Raw genomic sequence first — 16253 nt, 5'->3', positions numbered from 1 at the left:
CGTCCGGTTGTTCACCCGCGGCCAGGGCGGGGTCGACCTCACTGCGGCCGGGCGCCGCTTTCTGGAACCGGCCACGCGGACCTTGACGGCAGGTGCCCTCGACATCGAGCCCGTCCACACCGCCGACTGGCTGCGCATCGCGGACCTCGTCAGCCGCCATCAGAATCTCCTGCTTTGGCTGCCAGCCAGTCCAGGTCCGCCTGGTCCCTGGCCCGCTTCTTCAACTCGTCCGCGAAGAGCGCGTCGGTCTTGTGGAGAACGAGCGTGTAGGGGCGGCCCTGCCGCCGGGTGACGTGGCTGACGGGCAGTTCGGCGGCGTCGATGCGGGAGTGAACATGCTGCCTGCGCTTCTCGGCGAGCGGCCATTCGAGGGTACGCCGGTCCGGGTCCGCCAGGAATACGCGCAAAGTTTCGCACAGGTCGCAGGCGCAGCGGCCCGCGGGCAGTTCGATCGACCAGTCGGTGGACGCGCGCCGCGGGAGGGCCAGCCGGGCACGGAGCCGCTGGGCGCAGTCCGCGGCCAGGCCGCCGAAGCCTGCCTCGCCGCGGAGGCCGTGGCCGGGCAGCTCCGCCGCGGCGCGCAGCGCGGGCATTTCCATCGCGGTGACCGCGTCCGGCTGCCCCCGGAGGTATCCGGCCACCGTGTCCCGGGTGCTCGCCGCCCCGATTACGGCGGCGGCCGTCAGCACCGAGGCGAGCGGTGCGCCCAGGTCGTCGAGGCCGCTGTCACGGTAACGGGGGGACGACGACCTGACCGCGATGCCGATGGCCTCGCTGAGCCACTCCCACGCCAGGTCGAGGAGCAGTCGCGCGGCCGTCGCGCCGGCACCGGGCGCGGCGTGCAGCCCCGCGCACAGAGCGGGAAGCGAGTTCGCCACCCACTGCCTGCGTTCCGGTCCGCCGATGGCCCAGGTCGGCTGTCTCGCACCGATCCACGTCCGCAGCAGGTCCGTGATCCACTGCTGGCCGTAGCGGCTGGCGATCCTTCCGAAGGGCGCGACGTCGTCAGCGGTCAGGTTCTCGACGCGGAACGGGCGCAGCAGCATCGACGCGGTCGCCGCGTCCGCCACGGCGTCCGCCGTTCGCAGCGCCTTGCCGAACGTCCCGGAGATTCTGCCCCCGTCCTCCGGCGACCGTGCGCGCAGAACGCTGTCCCAGAACGGCTCGAGCGTCGCCACGGCGGCCTTCGCGCCCGATACGTCGCCGGCCAACGCCATCTCTGCGAGCGCGTCAAGAGCCCAGGCGGGCGACGTTTCGGCGCGGTTGGCGAAGGCCTGCTCGCGGGGCCACACGACAACGGCCGCCCGGTGGTACCAGCGGTCGAGCGTGTTGCCCCAGTTGCCCATGTAGCCCTCGTACTCCGAGGTATAGGGCTCGAGGTCATCCGTCCCGGTGGACGCGCACACCTCGTCGGTGCCGACGTCCAGCGAGGTCGCTTCCAGCCCGTCGCCGTCCGGGCCGGTCCAGTGCGTGAGCGTGACGTCGACGTCGATCAGTTCCTGGATATCGTAGTCGGCCGGGCCGTCAGAGTCCTCGTCCTCGTCCTCGTCGTCCTCATCCCAGTAGCGCTGTCGGTACCCGTCGCCGTCATCCGGCTCGTAGGCGCTGTGCGTCGTCTTGACGTCGGCGAACGCGAGGACAGCCTCGTGCCCCGCCCGCTCGGCCGCGGCCCGTAGCAGGGACACGCGAGCGGCGTCGGCACCCTTCAGCCCACTCCAGCCCAGCGCGCGCGGGGTGTACTCGTGGTCGAGCAGGTAGACGAGCCGGCTTGGCGGGCAGGCCACGGCTCCGGGGCGATAGGTGGGCACCGGTGTGCTGAAGTGCTCGCGAAGGAAATCTGCCAGTTCGGCGGCTGCTCCCTCGTCGCCCGCTGGCACGTCGGTGTCCCCGCACAGCAGGAGGTTGTAGGTGAGCGCAATCCGGTACCCCGACCGTACTTCGAGGACTTCGTGCCTGCAGTCGGCGTAGAAGGCGACCACCGACAGCTCCGTCTTCGGCCCCCGGTAGGTCTTCCGCTCATCGAGGTGGCGCACCACCAGCTCGCCGCCGGTGTGACTGGACGGCAGCGTCACCACCAGGGTGCCGATCATCGAGTCGTCCTTCTCGCTGTCCTGATGGGCAAGGAAGAACTGGCGCGGCTCGTAGACCAGAAGAGAATGAAGATCGGCGGTCAGCTCGGCGGCGATCGGCAGGCCCAGCTCGTCTTTCGCCGTTGTCAGGATGCCGTTCAGCGCGTCGTCGTCCCACCTGGCGCGGACGAGGTCCTTCGGGATCTCCCACGTGTCGCGGACGCCCGGGTCGACCAGCGTCTCCTCGCCGCGGCCGAACCGGGCAGGCTGGCCGAGGCCGAGGAGCTTGCGGGCCTGCGCGGGCGGCACCGGGAACGTGACGGGCCCGACGCCCTCGACCTCGAGGCTCAGGTCATCGGTACTCGCAGTCAGTTCCACGCTGAAGGCGGTCTCCGCGTCGCCGCGCAACATCCTCGCCAGCCGGTCACGTGCCACGGTCGTCATTGCCGTGTCCCCCTACATCTCTGAGCGGCATTGTCGAGCACGAATCTAGAGGGCTCCGCGCACTCAACGGGACGCGGTGTCCGGCTGTGTGCGTCGAGTGGCCTGCAGATGTATCCACGATATCGGGGGTCCTCGAGCCCCCTGGTCCGTCAAGGTGGACGAGGCGCCACCGGCCGCCTGCCGGGAGCTGGAGGTCACGGCGGTGGCGCGCCTCTCATGACGGGTTGAACACCCTTGTTGATGTTACTTTTGTGACACTATTTACTATCCGTGTCTGGACGCGACCGTGGGTCGTCCGTATGCGTTGTACGTCCACGGGAACAATGACACGACGGGTGCCGTACGCTCGGTCGAGTCGATCGCCATCGGCCTGCGCTGGAAGCGGCTGCGGGACCCGGTGACGGCGGCGCCCGGAGGGACCAGCGTTCGTCGCGTGGGGTGATCACCGCGCAGCCCGCCAACGCTCGCGACGTGGTGGCCCACGGCGGCTCTGCCAGCGCCGAACGCCGGTAAGATCGGTTCTCTGTGGACTCAGACGTGGGAAGCACGCTGGTCGCCATCCCGCCGGGGCAGGTGACGCTGTCGGATCGGCGAACGCGGCGGACGTGGTCGGTCGAGCTCGCGCCGTACTACCTTGCCGTGTTTCCGGTCACGCAAACGTTGTATGCACAGGTCGTCGGCGAGTGGCCGAGCGCGGTCCGGGGCGGTCATCTACCGGTTGAGAGCGTCTCCTGGTGGGACGCCATCCGGTTCTGCAACGCGTTCTCGCGACGGGAGGGACTGGTGCCCGCTTACCGGATCCGTGAGGACGTGGGCCAGGTCGAGTGGAACGCCTCGGCCGAGGGATACCGACTGCCCACCGAGGCCGAGTGGGAACGTGCCTGCCGCGCGGGGACGGTCGGCCCGCGGTACGGTCCGATCGACGAGATCGCCTGGTATCGCGCCAACTCGGCGGAGCGCATGCACGAGGTTGGCGGCAAGTCGCCCAACCAGTGGGGCCTGTGCGACATGCTGGGCAACGTCTGGGACTGGTGCTGGGACACCTACGACGCCGAGGTCTACGGGGCCTACAAGGTGCTGCGCGGCGGCGGCTGGTTCGACGAGCACTGGAGCTGCCGTGCGTCTGTGCGGCGTCGTAGCCATCCGAACTTCCAGGTCGATGACGTGGGCTTCCGCCTCGCGCGCTCCGCTCGTCTGTGACTCGGCGCAGTGCGGACTTTCCCGCCAGAGCTGATCCCAGCGGTATCGCAGCCCAACGGCGCGAGCTTCGCCCGTGACTGACGAGGCTGCCTTTGAGGCCTGCTGGCAACTCGGCGCGATGATCGCCGCCAGCCTGACGCCCGGCGCATGACGGCAGATCGGCTGCCATGGGCGCCTTCCGTCGCCCGTTGATACGACGATGCACGTAGCATCGTCGCATGTTGTTTCGCGTGCCGGAGATCGACGCGGCCGACGAGCGGGTGCTGGCCGAACTCGAGCGGTTCCGCGGCGAGCTGCGCCACCAGGTCGCCGAACCACGCCGGTGGCTGGGACAGCTGCGGCGCAGCCTGATCGCCGGCGCCATCAGGGGATCGAACACGATCGAGGGCTACACCGTCGACATAGCGGACGCCGAGGCGGTCGCGGCCGGCGAGGAGATGCCGACGGCACATGGCGCGCGGACCCGCGCCGCGGTCACCGGTTATGCGGACGCGTTGACCTATGTGCTTCAGGCTGCCCGATTCGAGGTCTTCACGTTCCACCCGATGCTCCTGTCAGCGCTGCACTTCATGATGCTTCGAGGAGATCTTGATAGGTCGCCTGGTCGCTACCGGCTGGGGCCGGTCTGGGTGTCCGGAGCGCCGGACAATCCGCCGGTCTACACCGGGCCGGACGCCGAGCGCGTGCCGGAGCTCATGGACGAGCTGTGTGGCTGGCTCGAGGGCGGAGACCTGGATGCCCCCGTCGTCGTCCGGGCCGCGATGGCGCATCTGAACCTTGCCAGCATCCATCCCTGGCGTGACGGGAACGGGCGGATGGCTCGCTGCCTGCACACCTTGGTGCTCGCCCGGCATCTGATCCTCGCGCCGGAGTTCTCCAGCATCGAGGAGTGGCTCGGATCGTCCCCCCACAACACCGCGATGTATTACGCCGCGCTTGGCCAGGCGCAGGGCGGGAGCTTCCAGCCGGAGCGCGATGCCCACGGCTGGCTGCGCTTCTGCCTACGCGCCCACCACCTGCAGGCCCAGCTGGTCCAACGCCGCCTCGATATCGCGGCCGAAGTCTGGCGGGCACTGGCAGACCAGGCCGCGGCAGCCGGACTCGGAGAGCGCACCGTCGCCGCCCTGTACGTGGCGACCCGGCCGGAGGGAGTGCGTCGCGCCACCTACATGCGTGACGAGAATCTGACTCGCGACCAGGCGATCCGCGACCTGCAGGGGCTCAAAGCCGCCGGTCTGATCGAGGATGTCGGCCACGGCCGCACTCAGCGCTACCTTGCCGCCGGCACTGCCGTTCGCGCTGAACGCTCCGTCCGCGCCTCGCTCACCGGCCAGCCGCTCCGCGACCCCTACGGCACCAACTGATTTGCTTGGCCGGGCGCGCCAGCCATCTGATCAGTTGACCACCCTTGTTGATGTTACTTTTGCGACCAGATCTACTACCCCTGTCTGGACGCGACCGTGGGTCGTCCGTATGCGCTGTACGTGCACGGCAACAACGACACGACGGGTGCCGTACGCTCGGTCGAGTCGATCGCCACCGGCCTGCGCTGAAGCGGCTGCGGGACCCGGTGACGGTACTCGGCGCCCCGAACGCCGCCGCCCGCGAAGCCTGCTGGGAACTCGGCGCTACCACGGCCGTGAGCCTTGTGATGTAGGGCGCTGCGGTGGCGGCCACGCGGGGCGGTGGATGGTAAATTTTGGCATGCAGACTGCAGATCTACAGGGGGCTCTGACATGCGATCGACAGCCCGGATTCTTGATGAATCCCAAATCCCGGCGTCCACGCGCGCACGATCGCCAAAGCCATCGGTGGGGTCGACTGGCGCCGCGAGATACACCGGCCGTGAACACCGGTTGCTCCAACTCCAGCGCCAGGCAGGTAACATCGCCGTGGCCGCCGCCGTTGCACGTCAACCCGATGCCGGCGCTGCGGCGACGACTGGCGTACAGGCTGGCCGGTTCGCTAACTCAGGAACCAGCCAGCTCGGCCGAAGGCTCGGGTTCATTCCTGTCGGTGCCTATTTTGCGAACGGTATCGAAATCGTATTCGACCTCGATCCGGGCGCTCGCGCCCGATACACGGACTTGCATCCCAGGCAATGGTCCGGTCCCGAAGCGGTCTATTTCAAGACTGGTCCGCCGCTGAGCTCGTCGTGGCAGACGATGCTGCGTGGGAGCGGTAGTGGCGCGGATGACCCCCTGCCAGAGAGCCAGCGGATTACCGACCGCGCAGTTGTCTACGACGACAGCCCCGGCGTCTCGGTGCTGGGACACAGGGGACACACGTGGATACACGTGGTCCAGAACTTCACCGGCTGGGTCCAGGGCCGACCCAGATCGGGGGGTGCAGTGCGACGGCTCACCGAAGCCGTCGCCTGGCACAGCGTCATCAGCGTGGTCAATCCCGAGGCGGGCCGCGATGGTGGTAGCAGTTATCACGAGACAGCGGACACGAGAAGCGGTCCCGGGTGGGTCCCGCTGGACCACCCGGGATTCTGACCGAACCACCATGCCCGCACCGTATCCGCGCCAGGCGCCCGGTACTACCTGTGGAGATCCCGAACTGTGGAGATCCCGAAAAGCTGATCAGTTCCTGCGCGCCCCCGAGGCCAGGGCGTCGTCGAGGGAACCGATGTTGACATAGGTCGACAGCCGGTTGATCAGCCCGTCACGCACAAGGAAGAAGTAGCCGAGCCATGCCTTCTCACCGCGGGTGATGATCTCTATCTGCACGGCGACATACTCGCCATCAGTCAGGATGGGTCCCAGGGTGGTGGCGATGTCACCAGGCGCGAACGCAGTCATCCACTGCCGGTAATGCTCCGTCACGATCTGCCTGCCCGCACGCAGGCGAACCCCGTTGACGACCATCTCGCCGTCGGGCGCGAACAGTGCGCCGACCGCATCGGCATCCAGTGCCGTGTTCGCCGCGAAATACGCTACGACAACCTCTGCCGGCTGTGCCAATGCGGCGGATGCGACGTCGTGAGTCATGATCAGATTCCTCCTGAGAGTGTCAACGCCGAATCGTGATCGACCGTAGCATCAGCTCTGGGCTTGTCTTCTCGGCGAATGCCCAGTCGGAGGAGCCACGGCCTGTTCGGGTTGTGCGGGTGGTCCACCCACTCTGTGACCCACTCCATCGACCAGCTTGTTGTCCATGTGTTATCCGCTCTCCTGTCCAACCGAGTACTACCACCAGCTCTGGGAGATCGGTCCGTGAGCACGACCTTCGGACCGTACAGTCAAAGACGGTAGACATCGCGGCGATGATCGATATCGAGTACCTGTATTTCTCGGCGATCTTCTATGGTCCGGTAACGCACGCGGTACTCGCCGCGTCGCGCCCGCCACAGTCCCTCGAACGGCTTGCGCAGCGGAGCGCCGACCACCCGTGGGCGCTCCGGCCCCGCGAGGCCGCGCCCCTGTTGCCGGACCCTCTGTGGGAACGATGTGAATCTGGTGTTGTGGTAGGAGCATCAGATTCACATCGTTACGAGCCCCTGACAGTAGGGGAGTGGATCAAGGAGCCGGGCTGGCCTGCGTGGCCCAGCTCCGCGACGCCGCGCGGTACCGGACGTACTTTGCGAAGGTCGAGCTGATCGCACCCTGATGGCGGAAGCCCGGGATCGCCTACCGGGGTCGCGCCTTCCATCGGTCCAGCCTGCCATCAACGCGCTGGTGTGAGGTGTGGGGGCCAGCCGACCACCGAGACCCCTATCAAACGCAAGCATGACCGGTATCGATCCTCATCCGAAGGGTGGCGGCACGCAGCGCCACACTTGCCTGCCACGGGTACGTACCCATACCCTTGGCCGGGTGGAGGGAGCTTCCCGTGGCTGACGCCAACATCCGCATCCCTACCGATGCGCGCGACCGGCTCGCTGAGGTCGCGGCGGCCGAGGGCTTGTCCTTGCGCGCTTATCTCGCCCGTCTCGCGATCACCCTCCTCACGCCGGCCGAGCGCGCGGCGCGTGCCGAGCAGGCCCGTGCGGAGCTGCGGAAGTGGAACGGCTACGACCTCACCGAGGCGGAGGCTGCGCAGGTGGACGCCGATCTTGATCGTCGATTGGCGGAGATACGTACCCTGTGACCGGAGTGCTACACGTCATTCTCGACGACACCGCCCTGGTTGCCGCCGGCCGCGGCAACGTCCTCGCTTCTCGCCTCATCCACCGGGCACACGTGGAGTCGGGGTGGTTCCTCTATGCCGCGGCGTGTGCGCTGGTCGAAGCCGACCGGGCCCGCCCCGGCACGGCCGAACACGTCGCAGCCCTGCCCGCCATCACCGTCGTCGACCTGGATCTACCTGCTGCTCTCTGGGTTGCTCAGGACGTCACGTGGGCGCTTGCGCACAGTCGGTATGCCGCCGAGCCGACACCCGATCGTCCCGAAGGCGCAGTCATCGCCACCGCATCCCCGGACCGATGGAGGGACCAGCCGGTTCGTATTCTCGATCTCAACCCTTGACATAAGAGCGCCCGGCAATAGGGGCACGGCGTCGCGGGGCCGGGGCACGCACCTTGATCCACCCCGCTGTCGCCCAGCGCTCATAGCCACTGGGACGATCTTCGCGTGGCGGTTCACCGGTGGGTTCCGCTGAGCTGGAGGCCGAGCACGCCCAGCACGACGAGCAGCAGCGAGACGACCCGCAGGAGGTTCAGGGTCTCCCCATAGGCGACCACGCCGATGATCACAATCACCGCAGTGCCGGCCGCGGACCACACTGCGTAGGCGACGCCGATCGAGATCTGCCGCAGTACGAGGGACAGCAGGTAGAACGAGAGCGGGTAGCAGACGCACACCACCACCGACGGCCACAGCCGCGTGAACCCGTCGGACGCACGCAATGACGTGGTGGCAATGATCTCTGCGGCGATTGCCGCGGCCAGCTGCAGAGCCACAACCATTGCCGCACCGTATCCGGGTCGGGTCAGCTCCGGACTGTGATGTATCGCAGCGCGAGTTCCGGGCTCGTCTTCCCCGCGACCTCCGGCGGCTCACCGCATACCAGGATGGGCACGTCGCGGACGACCTCAACCACCCCGACGGCGCTGGCCTCCCCGGTCGGGCCGCGCCAGGCGATCTCTACGGTCGCGGCCCGACCGCCGTCGGTGACCTCAGTCCGCGCCGAGGTGATCTCGTGGTCGAGCCAGCCCCAGCCGAACCGTTCGAGCAACTCCCGCTCGACGACCTGCCCCCACGGGTCGAGCGCGGTCGTGCCGCGGTATCTGTCACGCAGCATGGCCGGGTGATCGACACGACGCACGATTCCGTCGAGCGTCGACGCATCGAGAAACCCCCAGGCCCGCCCGTCGGGGAGGGTGAACCCGGTCGGGGCGAACCGGTGCCCGCCGGTGTGGCTACAGCGGCGGACCCGCACGCCGGGCCAGGCCGATGCCACTTCGATCTGCAAGCGGACTCCGTTCCTGCCGCAGCACCGATCCCGCTGACCATGACCGCAGAGCAGGATCTCGGCGGGCGCGGCCTGCACCATGGTGTCATTATTCGTGCTATTCGTGCCATTCGTGCCGTCGCCCGCGTCAAGGAGCCGGATGAGAGCATCGACGAGTCGATCACGAGGCACTGTGTGGTCGGTACCCAGGAAACGGTTGGAGCCCACTCGATGCCACCGGGTGATCAGCACGCCCGCTCGCGGGTCGGAGCCGTCAATGCCCTCATCGGCCGGGCGCACCGCGAGCAGCCGGGTCCGGTGCAGGCCACCGGGCCGGTAATGTCGCAAGGCTGCCGCAAAGGCCGGGATTTCATTCACGTCGCGCGGCCACGGCGACGGCGTCTCGACCAGCAGCAGCGTGTCACAGGTCAAGGCCGATCCGATCGGGTCGACGCCCTGTTCCCGCGTCCACGGCGCACAGCGGAACGACAGCGTTGAGGAAGTGGTTCCGACGCTCATGACCCCCGCACCACCTTCATGATCGTCAAATTCCAGAAGAATCGTTGACTCCTCCGTATCACGCGCTTGCCGCCGGCGTGGGCGATGGGACCTCGGTAGACGACGTCGGCACGACCTGCGGGGTAGGAACGGGCGGTGTGGGCACCGGTGAGATGGAATGGCCAGGCAACGGTTCAACCGTCGTCACTGGTTCGGGCGGTGACGGCCCCGTCGTGACAACGGCCGTGATTCCGGCGGTCGGAGTCACCCCGGTCGGGCCGACGGTGCCCGGCGGAATCCCGCCAGGCTCGGGCACCAGGGATTTCGATCCGGTGGGACCCGACCGGATATCCGGTGTCGGACCGCCGTCCCCGCCCGCAGGCGTCGCTGCTCGGCGTTTCGTCGCACCGGTCGGTGCCGCCGCCGGTACCCCTGATGCCGTGTCCGGTGCCCCCAGCGTCGGCGTCGGCGTCACCCGCGGTACCGGGTCCAGCAGGGAGTTCCGCGCTGCTCCTTGAGTCACGTAAAGGAACGCGGAAACAACGATCAGCATCGTACCGACGACACCGGAACCGGCCTCGAGCCACGGCCTTGCACGAATCCGCAGCCACCAGATAGGCGTACGTCGGCGCCTCTTCACCCGATCCCCTCACCTACCGTGTTTTCCCCACCTCGCTGGTAGGTCCCGCACGCCCAGTAGGACGAGCCACCGCCTGTTCGGGTTGCGAGGCTGTTCCGCCCACTCTGTTGCCCACTCCATCGACCAGCGTGTCGTCCATTCCGCTACCTGCCCTCTCGCACAATCTGACGAGTCCTGGCCCGCGCGGATGGCACAATCCGACTCGTGGGAGAAAACAGTAAGATGATTTTAACGTTTTGTCGGATCTGCGAGGCGTACTGCGGGATCAACGTCGACGTCGCGGACAACCGCGTACTACGCATCCAGCCCGACAAGGACAACCCGCTGACCTGGCGGGACTTCTGCCCGAAGGGGCGGACCGCCGCCGAGATCATCGACCATCCGCGCCGGCTGCGAACTCCCCTGCGCCGCGTCGGCGACCGCTACGTCGAGGCGATCTGGGACGACGCCGTCGACGAGATCGCCGACGCGCTGCGCGGCCTGGTCGACGCCCACGGCCCCGACAGCATCGGGATCTATCAGGGCAACCCGACCGGCTTCACCGCCGGGGCCATCCTCTTCGGTGGCGCCTTCGGACGGGCGCTGGGCACGACGAATGTCTTCGGAGTCGGCTCGGTCGACCAGAACGCCCTAGCCTGGAGATCTCCCGGGCGGACGCTGCGCGGGAGGGTATCGCCGACGGCGACACGGTGGCCCTCATCTCGACGAACAGTGCCCGCATCGAACTGCCTGTGGTGCTCTCGGACGCGCTGCCCGCGGGTGTGCTCGCGACCGAGCACGGGTGGGGATCGGGCATCCTGGACCCGACCGGCAGCTAGGAGCGGCCCTCAAGGATGTGATTCTGATGCTGCTGTAGCAGCATCAGAATCACATCCTTGAGCTCTGTACGAGCGACCGACGATCAGGGACGCGGCGTCGTAGGGCGCTCTGAACCGCCCGGTCCTTCAGCGGCCGCCGAACATGCCGCCCCGGCCGTGCCCCTGGTTGCCGAACAGGCCGCCGAGCCCACCGGGCATGCCTCCGCCAGGACCGTGCCCCTGGCCACCATGCCCCGGAGCATCGTGGTGACCCTGCATCTGGTTGCCGGCGAATCCAGCCTCGCCAAAGCCGAAATGTCCAGCGAGCCCCGCACCGGCGAGCGCGTTGTACGGCGGGAGCAACTCACATGGTTGGACAATCACGTAGCCGTCGCCCGAAAACTGCATCTGCCAGCCCTCCCCGGTGTTTCCGCGCGGCCGCCAGGCCGACGACGACGTCACAGCGGCCTGCATCGACACCTGCAGGCTCGATGACCAGCCCACCACCGCGTCGGCGTCCGCGAAGTAGTAATTCTGTGGCGTCACGCGCATCACCAACGGCGCGCCCGAAGTCACCACCGCAACCTTGCCGTTTCCGGACAACTCAACCTGGTAGCTACCAGCTCCGGCAATCGCGACCTGGGAGTCGATGCGGACGACGTCCCAGTGCAGGTCCCGGTCGAAGGCGAGCACGTTCTTGCCGTCCACGGTGAGACCGTCGCCGGCAAGGTCGAGAATATGTACGTCCTGGGCCTGATGGGCGAGGAAGACCGTGCCTGCGCCGGATACCATCATCAGGTTCAGACCCTCGCCGCCCGAGAACAGCGAATGGAACTGGTGACCCCAGCTCTCCCAGTGTGCATCAAAGGTCGCGCCCCCCTGATAGGCGACCATCGCACCCTTGCGGGCGTAGAACTCCCGCATTCCCTCGGCGCCGAGGGTCGCCTTGAGCATTTTGCCGTTCTGCAGGGTGAAGCGTTCACCCGACTGCACCTCGGGATTGCCCAACAGGCTGCTGCGAATCCCCCCGCCCGGGCCGCCGGGCGGGCCGGGCGGCATTCCCGGCATCCCACCGGGCGGTCCGCCCGGGTAACCGCCACCGGGCGGGTAACCGCCGGGTGGGCCGCCTGGGAATCCACCGTGACTCATCGTCGAATCCTCTCACCCACGGACTAGATCACCCGTACGGACCAGATCACCCACGGACCGACAGGTTCGGTCGCTCGTCCTCGCTCGGCTGCACCACGACGAAACCCTGACCGGAGAAGCCGAGTTGGAACGCCTCACCCGAGCCGCGTCCGATCAGCCCGCCCAAACGCGCGGTACGCCGCGGCTGGACCTGCAGGCCGTCGGTGTAGGCGACCAGCGCGTCGGTGTCGACGAACGTCGGAGCCTCCCGGGTGTCAAGCACGATCGGGGTACCCTTCGCGGTCATCGCGACCCAACCGTGGCCGCGGATGGCCACGTTGAACATGCCCATCCCGGACAGCATGTTCACCCCGCGGACGCGTTCTATCCCCCACTGGAGAGTTGTGTCGAACGCGAGGATGTTCTTGCCGTTGACCGACAGGCCCTCGCCGGCGAGCTGGGTGACGATGACCTCCTTGCCGTAGTCGGCCAGGTAGAGCAGGCCCTGGCCGACGGCGGTCATCAGCGGTACGCCCTCGCCGGTTGCCCACGAGGAAGCAATCCGTCGCAGCTGTGGCGGCTGCGGGTTGAAGTCGATCAGACCCTCATAGGCGATCATTGAACCGACCCTGGCGAACAGGTCCTGCCCAGGCTGCATGACAACCTTAGCAATCTTGGAACCGTGCCTGCTCATCCGGTCCATGATCTGAGTCTGGCCGAAGTGGTCCATCAGTGTTCCGTGCACCGCAACCTCCTCCAGGTTCCTCATGGGCCTCCGGGCGTGCGAGACAAACCATGATCGCACGCCCTTCGGCCGGCTAGACCTCGTACGGCTGGACAACCACGAAATGCCCCTGAAAGCCCATGAACTGCAGGGCGAGGGACTCACCGCTGCTACCGGCGTAGATCTGGCGGGAGATACGTACCTGGGTCGAGACGCTCACCCGCATTCCGGACGTCCAGGCCACCAGCGCGTTCATGTCGGCGAATGTGGGCCCGGCGACGGTGAGCGTCATCGGCGTTCCCCTGGTCATCACCACGATCGAGCCCTTACCGGATACCTCGAAATGGAAGAAACCACCACCAGGGATGCCGGCGCTCTCGATCCGCTTGACCTCGGTGTGCAGCGTGCTGTCGAACGCCAGGATGTTCTTGGAGTTGATACACAGCGACTGGCCGTCCAGCTCGACGATGTGCAGGTCAGCAGCGTCGTGGGCGAGGAAGACCTCACCGCGCCCCTTGCACGTCATGAGTTTGAGGCCCTGCCCGGTGAGCTTGTTCTCCAGCATCCCGCGCAGGCCGGAGCCCTTGTAATCGAAGTCGATGTCGCCCTGGTAGGCCACCATGGACCCGCGCAGGGCGAGCACATCGGAGCCCTGGCCCAGGGTGGCCTTGACGAGTTTGGCGTTCTGCTGCGTCCACCGGCCGGCCGTGGGAACCTCACGGTAAGGGTTCAGGCTGTTCATCGCACCCGGCTGCACCGGCTGGCCCTGCGATGGCAGGATCTCGGCCGGGCCGGGCACCCCGGGCGCCTGCGGGTCGTACCCCGGTGTCGGTGCGGGGGACGACAGCTGTCCGCCAGCCGGTTGGCCGTACCCGGCCGCTGGTTGCGCCGGTTGGCCGTACCCCGGTTGCGGTTGCGCCGGTTGGCCGTACCCCGGTTGCGGTTGGGTCGGTGCCAGTGGCGCGGACGGAGCAGGCACGGCTGCCGGGTGCCCTGCCGGCTTGGCATAACCTGCCTCGGACGCCGGGGGCGCAGCGGTCCGGGTGGCGCCGGGCGGCGGACCGAAGCCGTCCGGCGCGGCCGGTGGTGGGGTCGGCGTGTCCTCGACATCCCCGCCGAAGGAGCGGATCAGCTCGGCAAGCCCGCCGTCGAAGCCCTGCCCGACGGCCGCGACCCGCCAGACCCCCTTACGATAGAGATCACAGATGATGACGGCGCGTTCGCTGGTGAAATCCGCGCCGGTGAACGCGTAACGCAGGACCTCGCTGCCACCGACGACGATCCGGAAATAACCCGATGAGATCTGGGATGCGGCCCCGGCTCCGTCGATCGCCGCACAGAACGACAGCTTGTCGATACCTGCGGGTACCTTCTCCAGCGTCACCCGGAACGACTGGATGTCACCGGCCTGCTCGCCCAGGAGCTGGATCGATGCTTCGGGCGACGTGGGCTGGTTGAAGAAGACGAAGTAACGATCATCGGACAGCTTGCCGTTCGCATCCAGCCCGAAGCAGGACACGTCCCAGGTCAGGCCGGGTGCGGCGAGGGCAATTCCGATATAGAGGTCAGTGCCGGGAGTGATCGCGGACAGCTGGCTCTTCTGCCCCCGACTGAACTGCTGGACCACCGTGCTCTCCTTCGCCCTTCCTGCCAGCCGGTACCGGGCCAGTCTGCTCCTGGTCAGCGGGTACCGGGTCAGCCGGTACCGAGTCAGTCTGCGCCGAGTCAGTCTGCGCCGGGCCAGTCTGCCTCGCGCCCGGCCTGTCAGCATTGCACCCCATCGGGAGAGCAGCCTGTCCCCAACCTGACAGGCAGCCGACAGAACGATCCTTTCTCCGCCTACGTGTCCCGCGCCTCGGGAAACTTCAAGGAAGGTAGCAGCTCTGATTACGGACGTGTTCGGCGCAACCGGGTCGCGCGCCGGCTCCGCACAGCGTTCACTGGAGTCATGCGGTATGTCGATGGAGTAACCACGAAGAAGAAGATCTCTACGATCGGGTTGGGCGCCTGGCAGTTCGGCTCCCGTGAGTGGGGCTACGGCGCCGCCTACGCGGCCAGTGAGGCGCCGGCGATCGTCCGGCGGGCGGTCGAACTCGGTGTGACGTTCTTCGACACGGCCGAGGTCTACGCGTTCGGGCGCAGCGAACGGATCCTGGGCGGCGCCCTGAAGGAGGCCGGCGCCCTCGAGACGGCCGTTGTCGCCACCAAGCTGTTCCCGGTGCTGCCGGTCGCGCCGGTCGTCGAACAGCGCGCGGTTGCCAGCGCCAACCGACTCGGGGTCCGCCAGATCGACCTCTACCAGGTGCACCAGCCCAACCCGCTGGTCCCGGACACCAGCACCATGCGGGGTATGGCCGCGCTGCAGCGGGTCGGCCTTGTCGACGCGGTCGGGGTCAGTAACTACTCGCTGGAGCGGTGGCAGGCGGCTGAGGAGGCGCTGGGTGCACCCGTGCTCTCCAACCAGGTGCAGTTCAGCCTTGTGCGGCCGCAGGTCGAGCGTGACCTCCTGCCATACGCGGTGAAGAACGATCGGTTGATCATCGCTTACAGTCCCCTCGCGCAGGGTCTGCTGTCGGGTCGCTACACTCGCGAGCATCGTCCGACGTCGCGGGTCCGGGCGATGAATCCCTTGTTCCTGCCGGAGAACCTCGACGCGGTACGGCCGGTTCTCAACGTCCTGCGCGATGTTGCCGCGGCGCACGACGCGAGCCCGGCACAGATCGCGCTGGCGTGGGTGATCCGGCATCCGAACGTGGTGGCGATCCCCGGCGCCGCCACCGTGGCACAGCTGGAGAGCAACGTGGCCGCCGCCGACATCGAGCTGACCGAGGTGGAGTACGGCGCTCTGAAGGCCGCCTCCGACGCCTTCGAGCCGGCACTCGGGCCGCGAGCCGCCATTTCCGCGATCCTGCGTGGCGGCATTCGGCGTTCCTGAGCATTCACCGTTCCAGAGCGGGGAGCATCCGCCGGCGGGCAGGACGCGGGTGGCGCATACCCAGCCCGCGGCGGGGAAGGAGCGCGGGCATGGCTCCAGAACAGATGTCGGTCGCCCCGCCCGGAAGCGTCCGTGCGGCAGCTGAAGATGCCGCACGTAACGGAATCATGACAATTGATATTTTTGATCAACATATGATTCTTAATCGGCATATTGAGCTCTTCCCTCCCGAGCAGATCGGCTATCTCGTCGGCCTCACCGCTCTCGCCATGCTTGAGATCATCGAATGGCCCATCGCGGTCGCCGTGGCCGTCGGGCACACAATTACCTACCGCAGCCACCGGAAAGGACTGCGCAGCCTGGGTGCGGCCCTTGAGGAAGCCTGAGAGGCTTAGTGGTCGGCAATAGGGGACGCGGCGTC

15 protein-coding genes and 4 pseudogenes are annotated in these 16253 nt (G+C 67.5%); 11 read left to right on the top strand and 8 right to left on the bottom strand.

The window, feature by feature from the left end; genetic code table 11:
- Positions 1-149: 149 nt before the first annotated feature.
- On the bottom strand, positions 150-2513 hold the full coding sequence (locus U9978_RS08295) for a 2OG-Fe(II) oxygenase (RefSeq protein WP_322760481.1): 2364 nt from the start codon (positions 2511-2513) through the stop codon (positions 150-152).
- Positions 2514-2757: 244 nt separating this feature from the next.
- Between U9978_RS08295 and U9978_RS08290 the strand changes: the two are divergent.
- The 4 genes and pseudogenes from U9978_RS08290 to U9978_RS08275 all read left to right on the top strand — a co-directional run.
- Positions 2758-2916 (top strand): annotated as a pseudogene (locus tag U9978_RS08290) (flavodoxin); the annotation flags it as partial.
- Between the two features lie 146 nt (positions 2917-3062).
- Positions 3063-3713 (top strand): formylglycine-generating enzyme family protein, encoded by a 651-nt coding sequence (locus U9978_RS08285; protein WP_416210899.1) that lies wholly within the window; start codon positions 3063-3065, stop codon positions 3711-3713.
- A gap of 218 nt (positions 3714-3931) precedes the next feature.
- On the top strand, positions 3932-5077 hold the full coding sequence (locus tag U9978_RS08280) for a Fic family protein (RefSeq protein ID WP_322760479.1): 1146 nt from the start codon (positions 3932-3934) through the stop codon (positions 5075-5077).
- Between the two features lie 54 nt (positions 5078-5131).
- Positions 5132-5370, top strand: a pseudogene (locus U9978_RS08275) (flavodoxin); the annotation flags it as partial.
- 931 nt (positions 5371-6301) lie between these two features.
- Here U9978_RS08275 and U9978_RS08270 read toward each other — a convergent pair.
- Positions 6302-6709 (bottom strand): nuclear transport factor 2 family protein, encoded by a 408-nt coding sequence (locus U9978_RS08270; RefSeq protein WP_322760478.1) that lies wholly within the window; start codon positions 6707-6709, stop codon positions 6302-6304.
- A gap of 251 nt (positions 6710-6960) precedes the next feature.
- Positions 6961-7107, bottom strand: coding sequence for a type II toxin-antitoxin system RelE family toxin (locus U9978_RS23995; protein WP_416210894.1), 147 nt, complete (start codon positions 7105-7107; stop codon positions 6961-6963).
- Between the two features lie 443 nt (positions 7108-7550).
- On the opposite strand from U9978_RS23995, the gene U9978_RS08265 reads away from it, so the two are divergent.
- Together U9978_RS08265 and U9978_RS08260 are read left to right on the top strand one after the other, a co-directional pair.
- Positions 7551-7808, top strand: coding sequence for a hypothetical protein (locus tag U9978_RS08265; RefSeq protein ID WP_322760477.1), 258 nt, complete (start codon positions 7551-7553; stop codon positions 7806-7808).
- Positions 7805-8185, top strand: a complete 381-nt coding sequence (locus U9978_RS08260) for a hypothetical protein (RefSeq protein WP_322760476.1) — start codon at positions 7805-7807, stop codon at positions 8183-8185. Before U9978_RS08265 ends, U9978_RS08260 begins: the two co-directional genes overlap by 4 nt.
- A gap of 113 nt (positions 8186-8298) precedes the next feature.
- Here U9978_RS08260 and U9978_RS08255 read toward each other — a convergent pair whose 3' ends face one another.
- Positions 8299-8625 carry a DMT family transporter gene (locus U9978_RS08255; RefSeq protein WP_322760475.1) on the bottom strand — a complete coding sequence of 109 codons (327 nt, stop codon included), beginning with the start codon at positions 8623-8625 and terminating at the stop codon, positions 8299-8301.
- 23 nt (positions 8626-8648) lie between these two features.
- The gene (locus U9978_RS08250; RefSeq protein ID WP_322760474.1) at positions 8649-9629 is read right to left on the bottom strand and encodes a sucrase ferredoxin; all 981 of its coding nucleotides are present in this window, start codon (positions 9627-9629) and stop codon (positions 8649-8651) included.
- A 44-nt stretch (positions 9630-9673) separates the two neighbouring features.
- Here U9978_RS08250 and U9978_RS08245 point away from each other — a divergent pair, with 44 nt between their 5' ends.
- From U9978_RS08245 to U9978_RS23985, 3 genes and pseudogenes are all read left to right on the top strand, one after another.
- Entirely contained in the window at positions 9674-10126 is a 453-nt protein-coding gene (locus tag U9978_RS08245; RefSeq protein WP_322760473.1) for a hypothetical protein, read from the top strand.
- 344 nt (positions 10127-10470) lie between these two features.
- Positions 10471-10833, top strand: a pseudogene (locus U9978_RS23990) (molybdopterin-dependent oxidoreductase); the annotation flags it as partial.
- Between the two features lie 35 nt (positions 10834-10868).
- Positions 10869-11066: pseudogene (locus U9978_RS23985) on the top strand (molybdopterin dinucleotide binding domain-containing protein); the annotation flags it as partial.
- 126 nt (positions 11067-11192) lie between these two features.
- Here the strand turns inward: U9978_RS23985 and U9978_RS08235 are convergent.
- From U9978_RS08235 to U9978_RS08225, 3 genes are all read right to left on the bottom strand, one after another.
- Positions 11193-12194, bottom strand: a complete 1002-nt coding sequence (locus tag U9978_RS08235; RefSeq protein WP_322760471.1) for an AIM24 family protein — start codon at positions 12192-12194, stop codon at positions 11193-11195.
- A gap of 46 nt (positions 12195-12240) precedes the next feature.
- Positions 12241-12918, bottom strand: coding sequence for an AIM24 family protein (locus U9978_RS08230; protein ID WP_322760548.1), 678 nt, complete (start codon positions 12916-12918; stop codon positions 12241-12243).
- A gap of 73 nt (positions 12919-12991) precedes the next feature.
- On the bottom strand, positions 12992-14524 hold the full coding sequence (locus U9978_RS08225; protein WP_322760470.1) for a TerD family protein: 1533 nt from the start codon (positions 14522-14524) through the stop codon (positions 12992-12994).
- A gap of 321 nt (positions 14525-14845) precedes the next feature.
- On the opposite strand from U9978_RS08225, the gene U9978_RS08220 reads away from it, so the two are divergent.
- Together U9978_RS08220 and U9978_RS08215 are read left to right on the top strand one after the other, a co-directional pair.
- Positions 14846-15832, top strand: a complete 987-nt coding sequence (locus U9978_RS08220; RefSeq protein ID WP_322760469.1) for an aldo/keto reductase — start codon at positions 14846-14848, stop codon at positions 15830-15832.
- Positions 15833-15921: 89 nt separating this feature from the next.
- Positions 15922-16218: a hypothetical protein gene (locus U9978_RS08215; RefSeq protein WP_322760468.1), complete on the top strand. Its 297-nt coding sequence runs from the start codon at positions 15922-15924 to the stop codon at positions 16216-16218.
- The last annotated feature ends 35 nt before the right edge of the window (positions 16219-16253 follow it).

The sequence above is a fragment of the Protofrankia sp. Cr2 genome, assembly GCF_963555885.1.
GTDB lineage: Bacteria > Actinomycetota > Actinomycetes > Frankiales > Frankiaceae > Protofrankia.
Note: the sequence above shows the minus strand (reverse complement) of the source record. Positions and strands in the feature narration are given on the sequence as shown.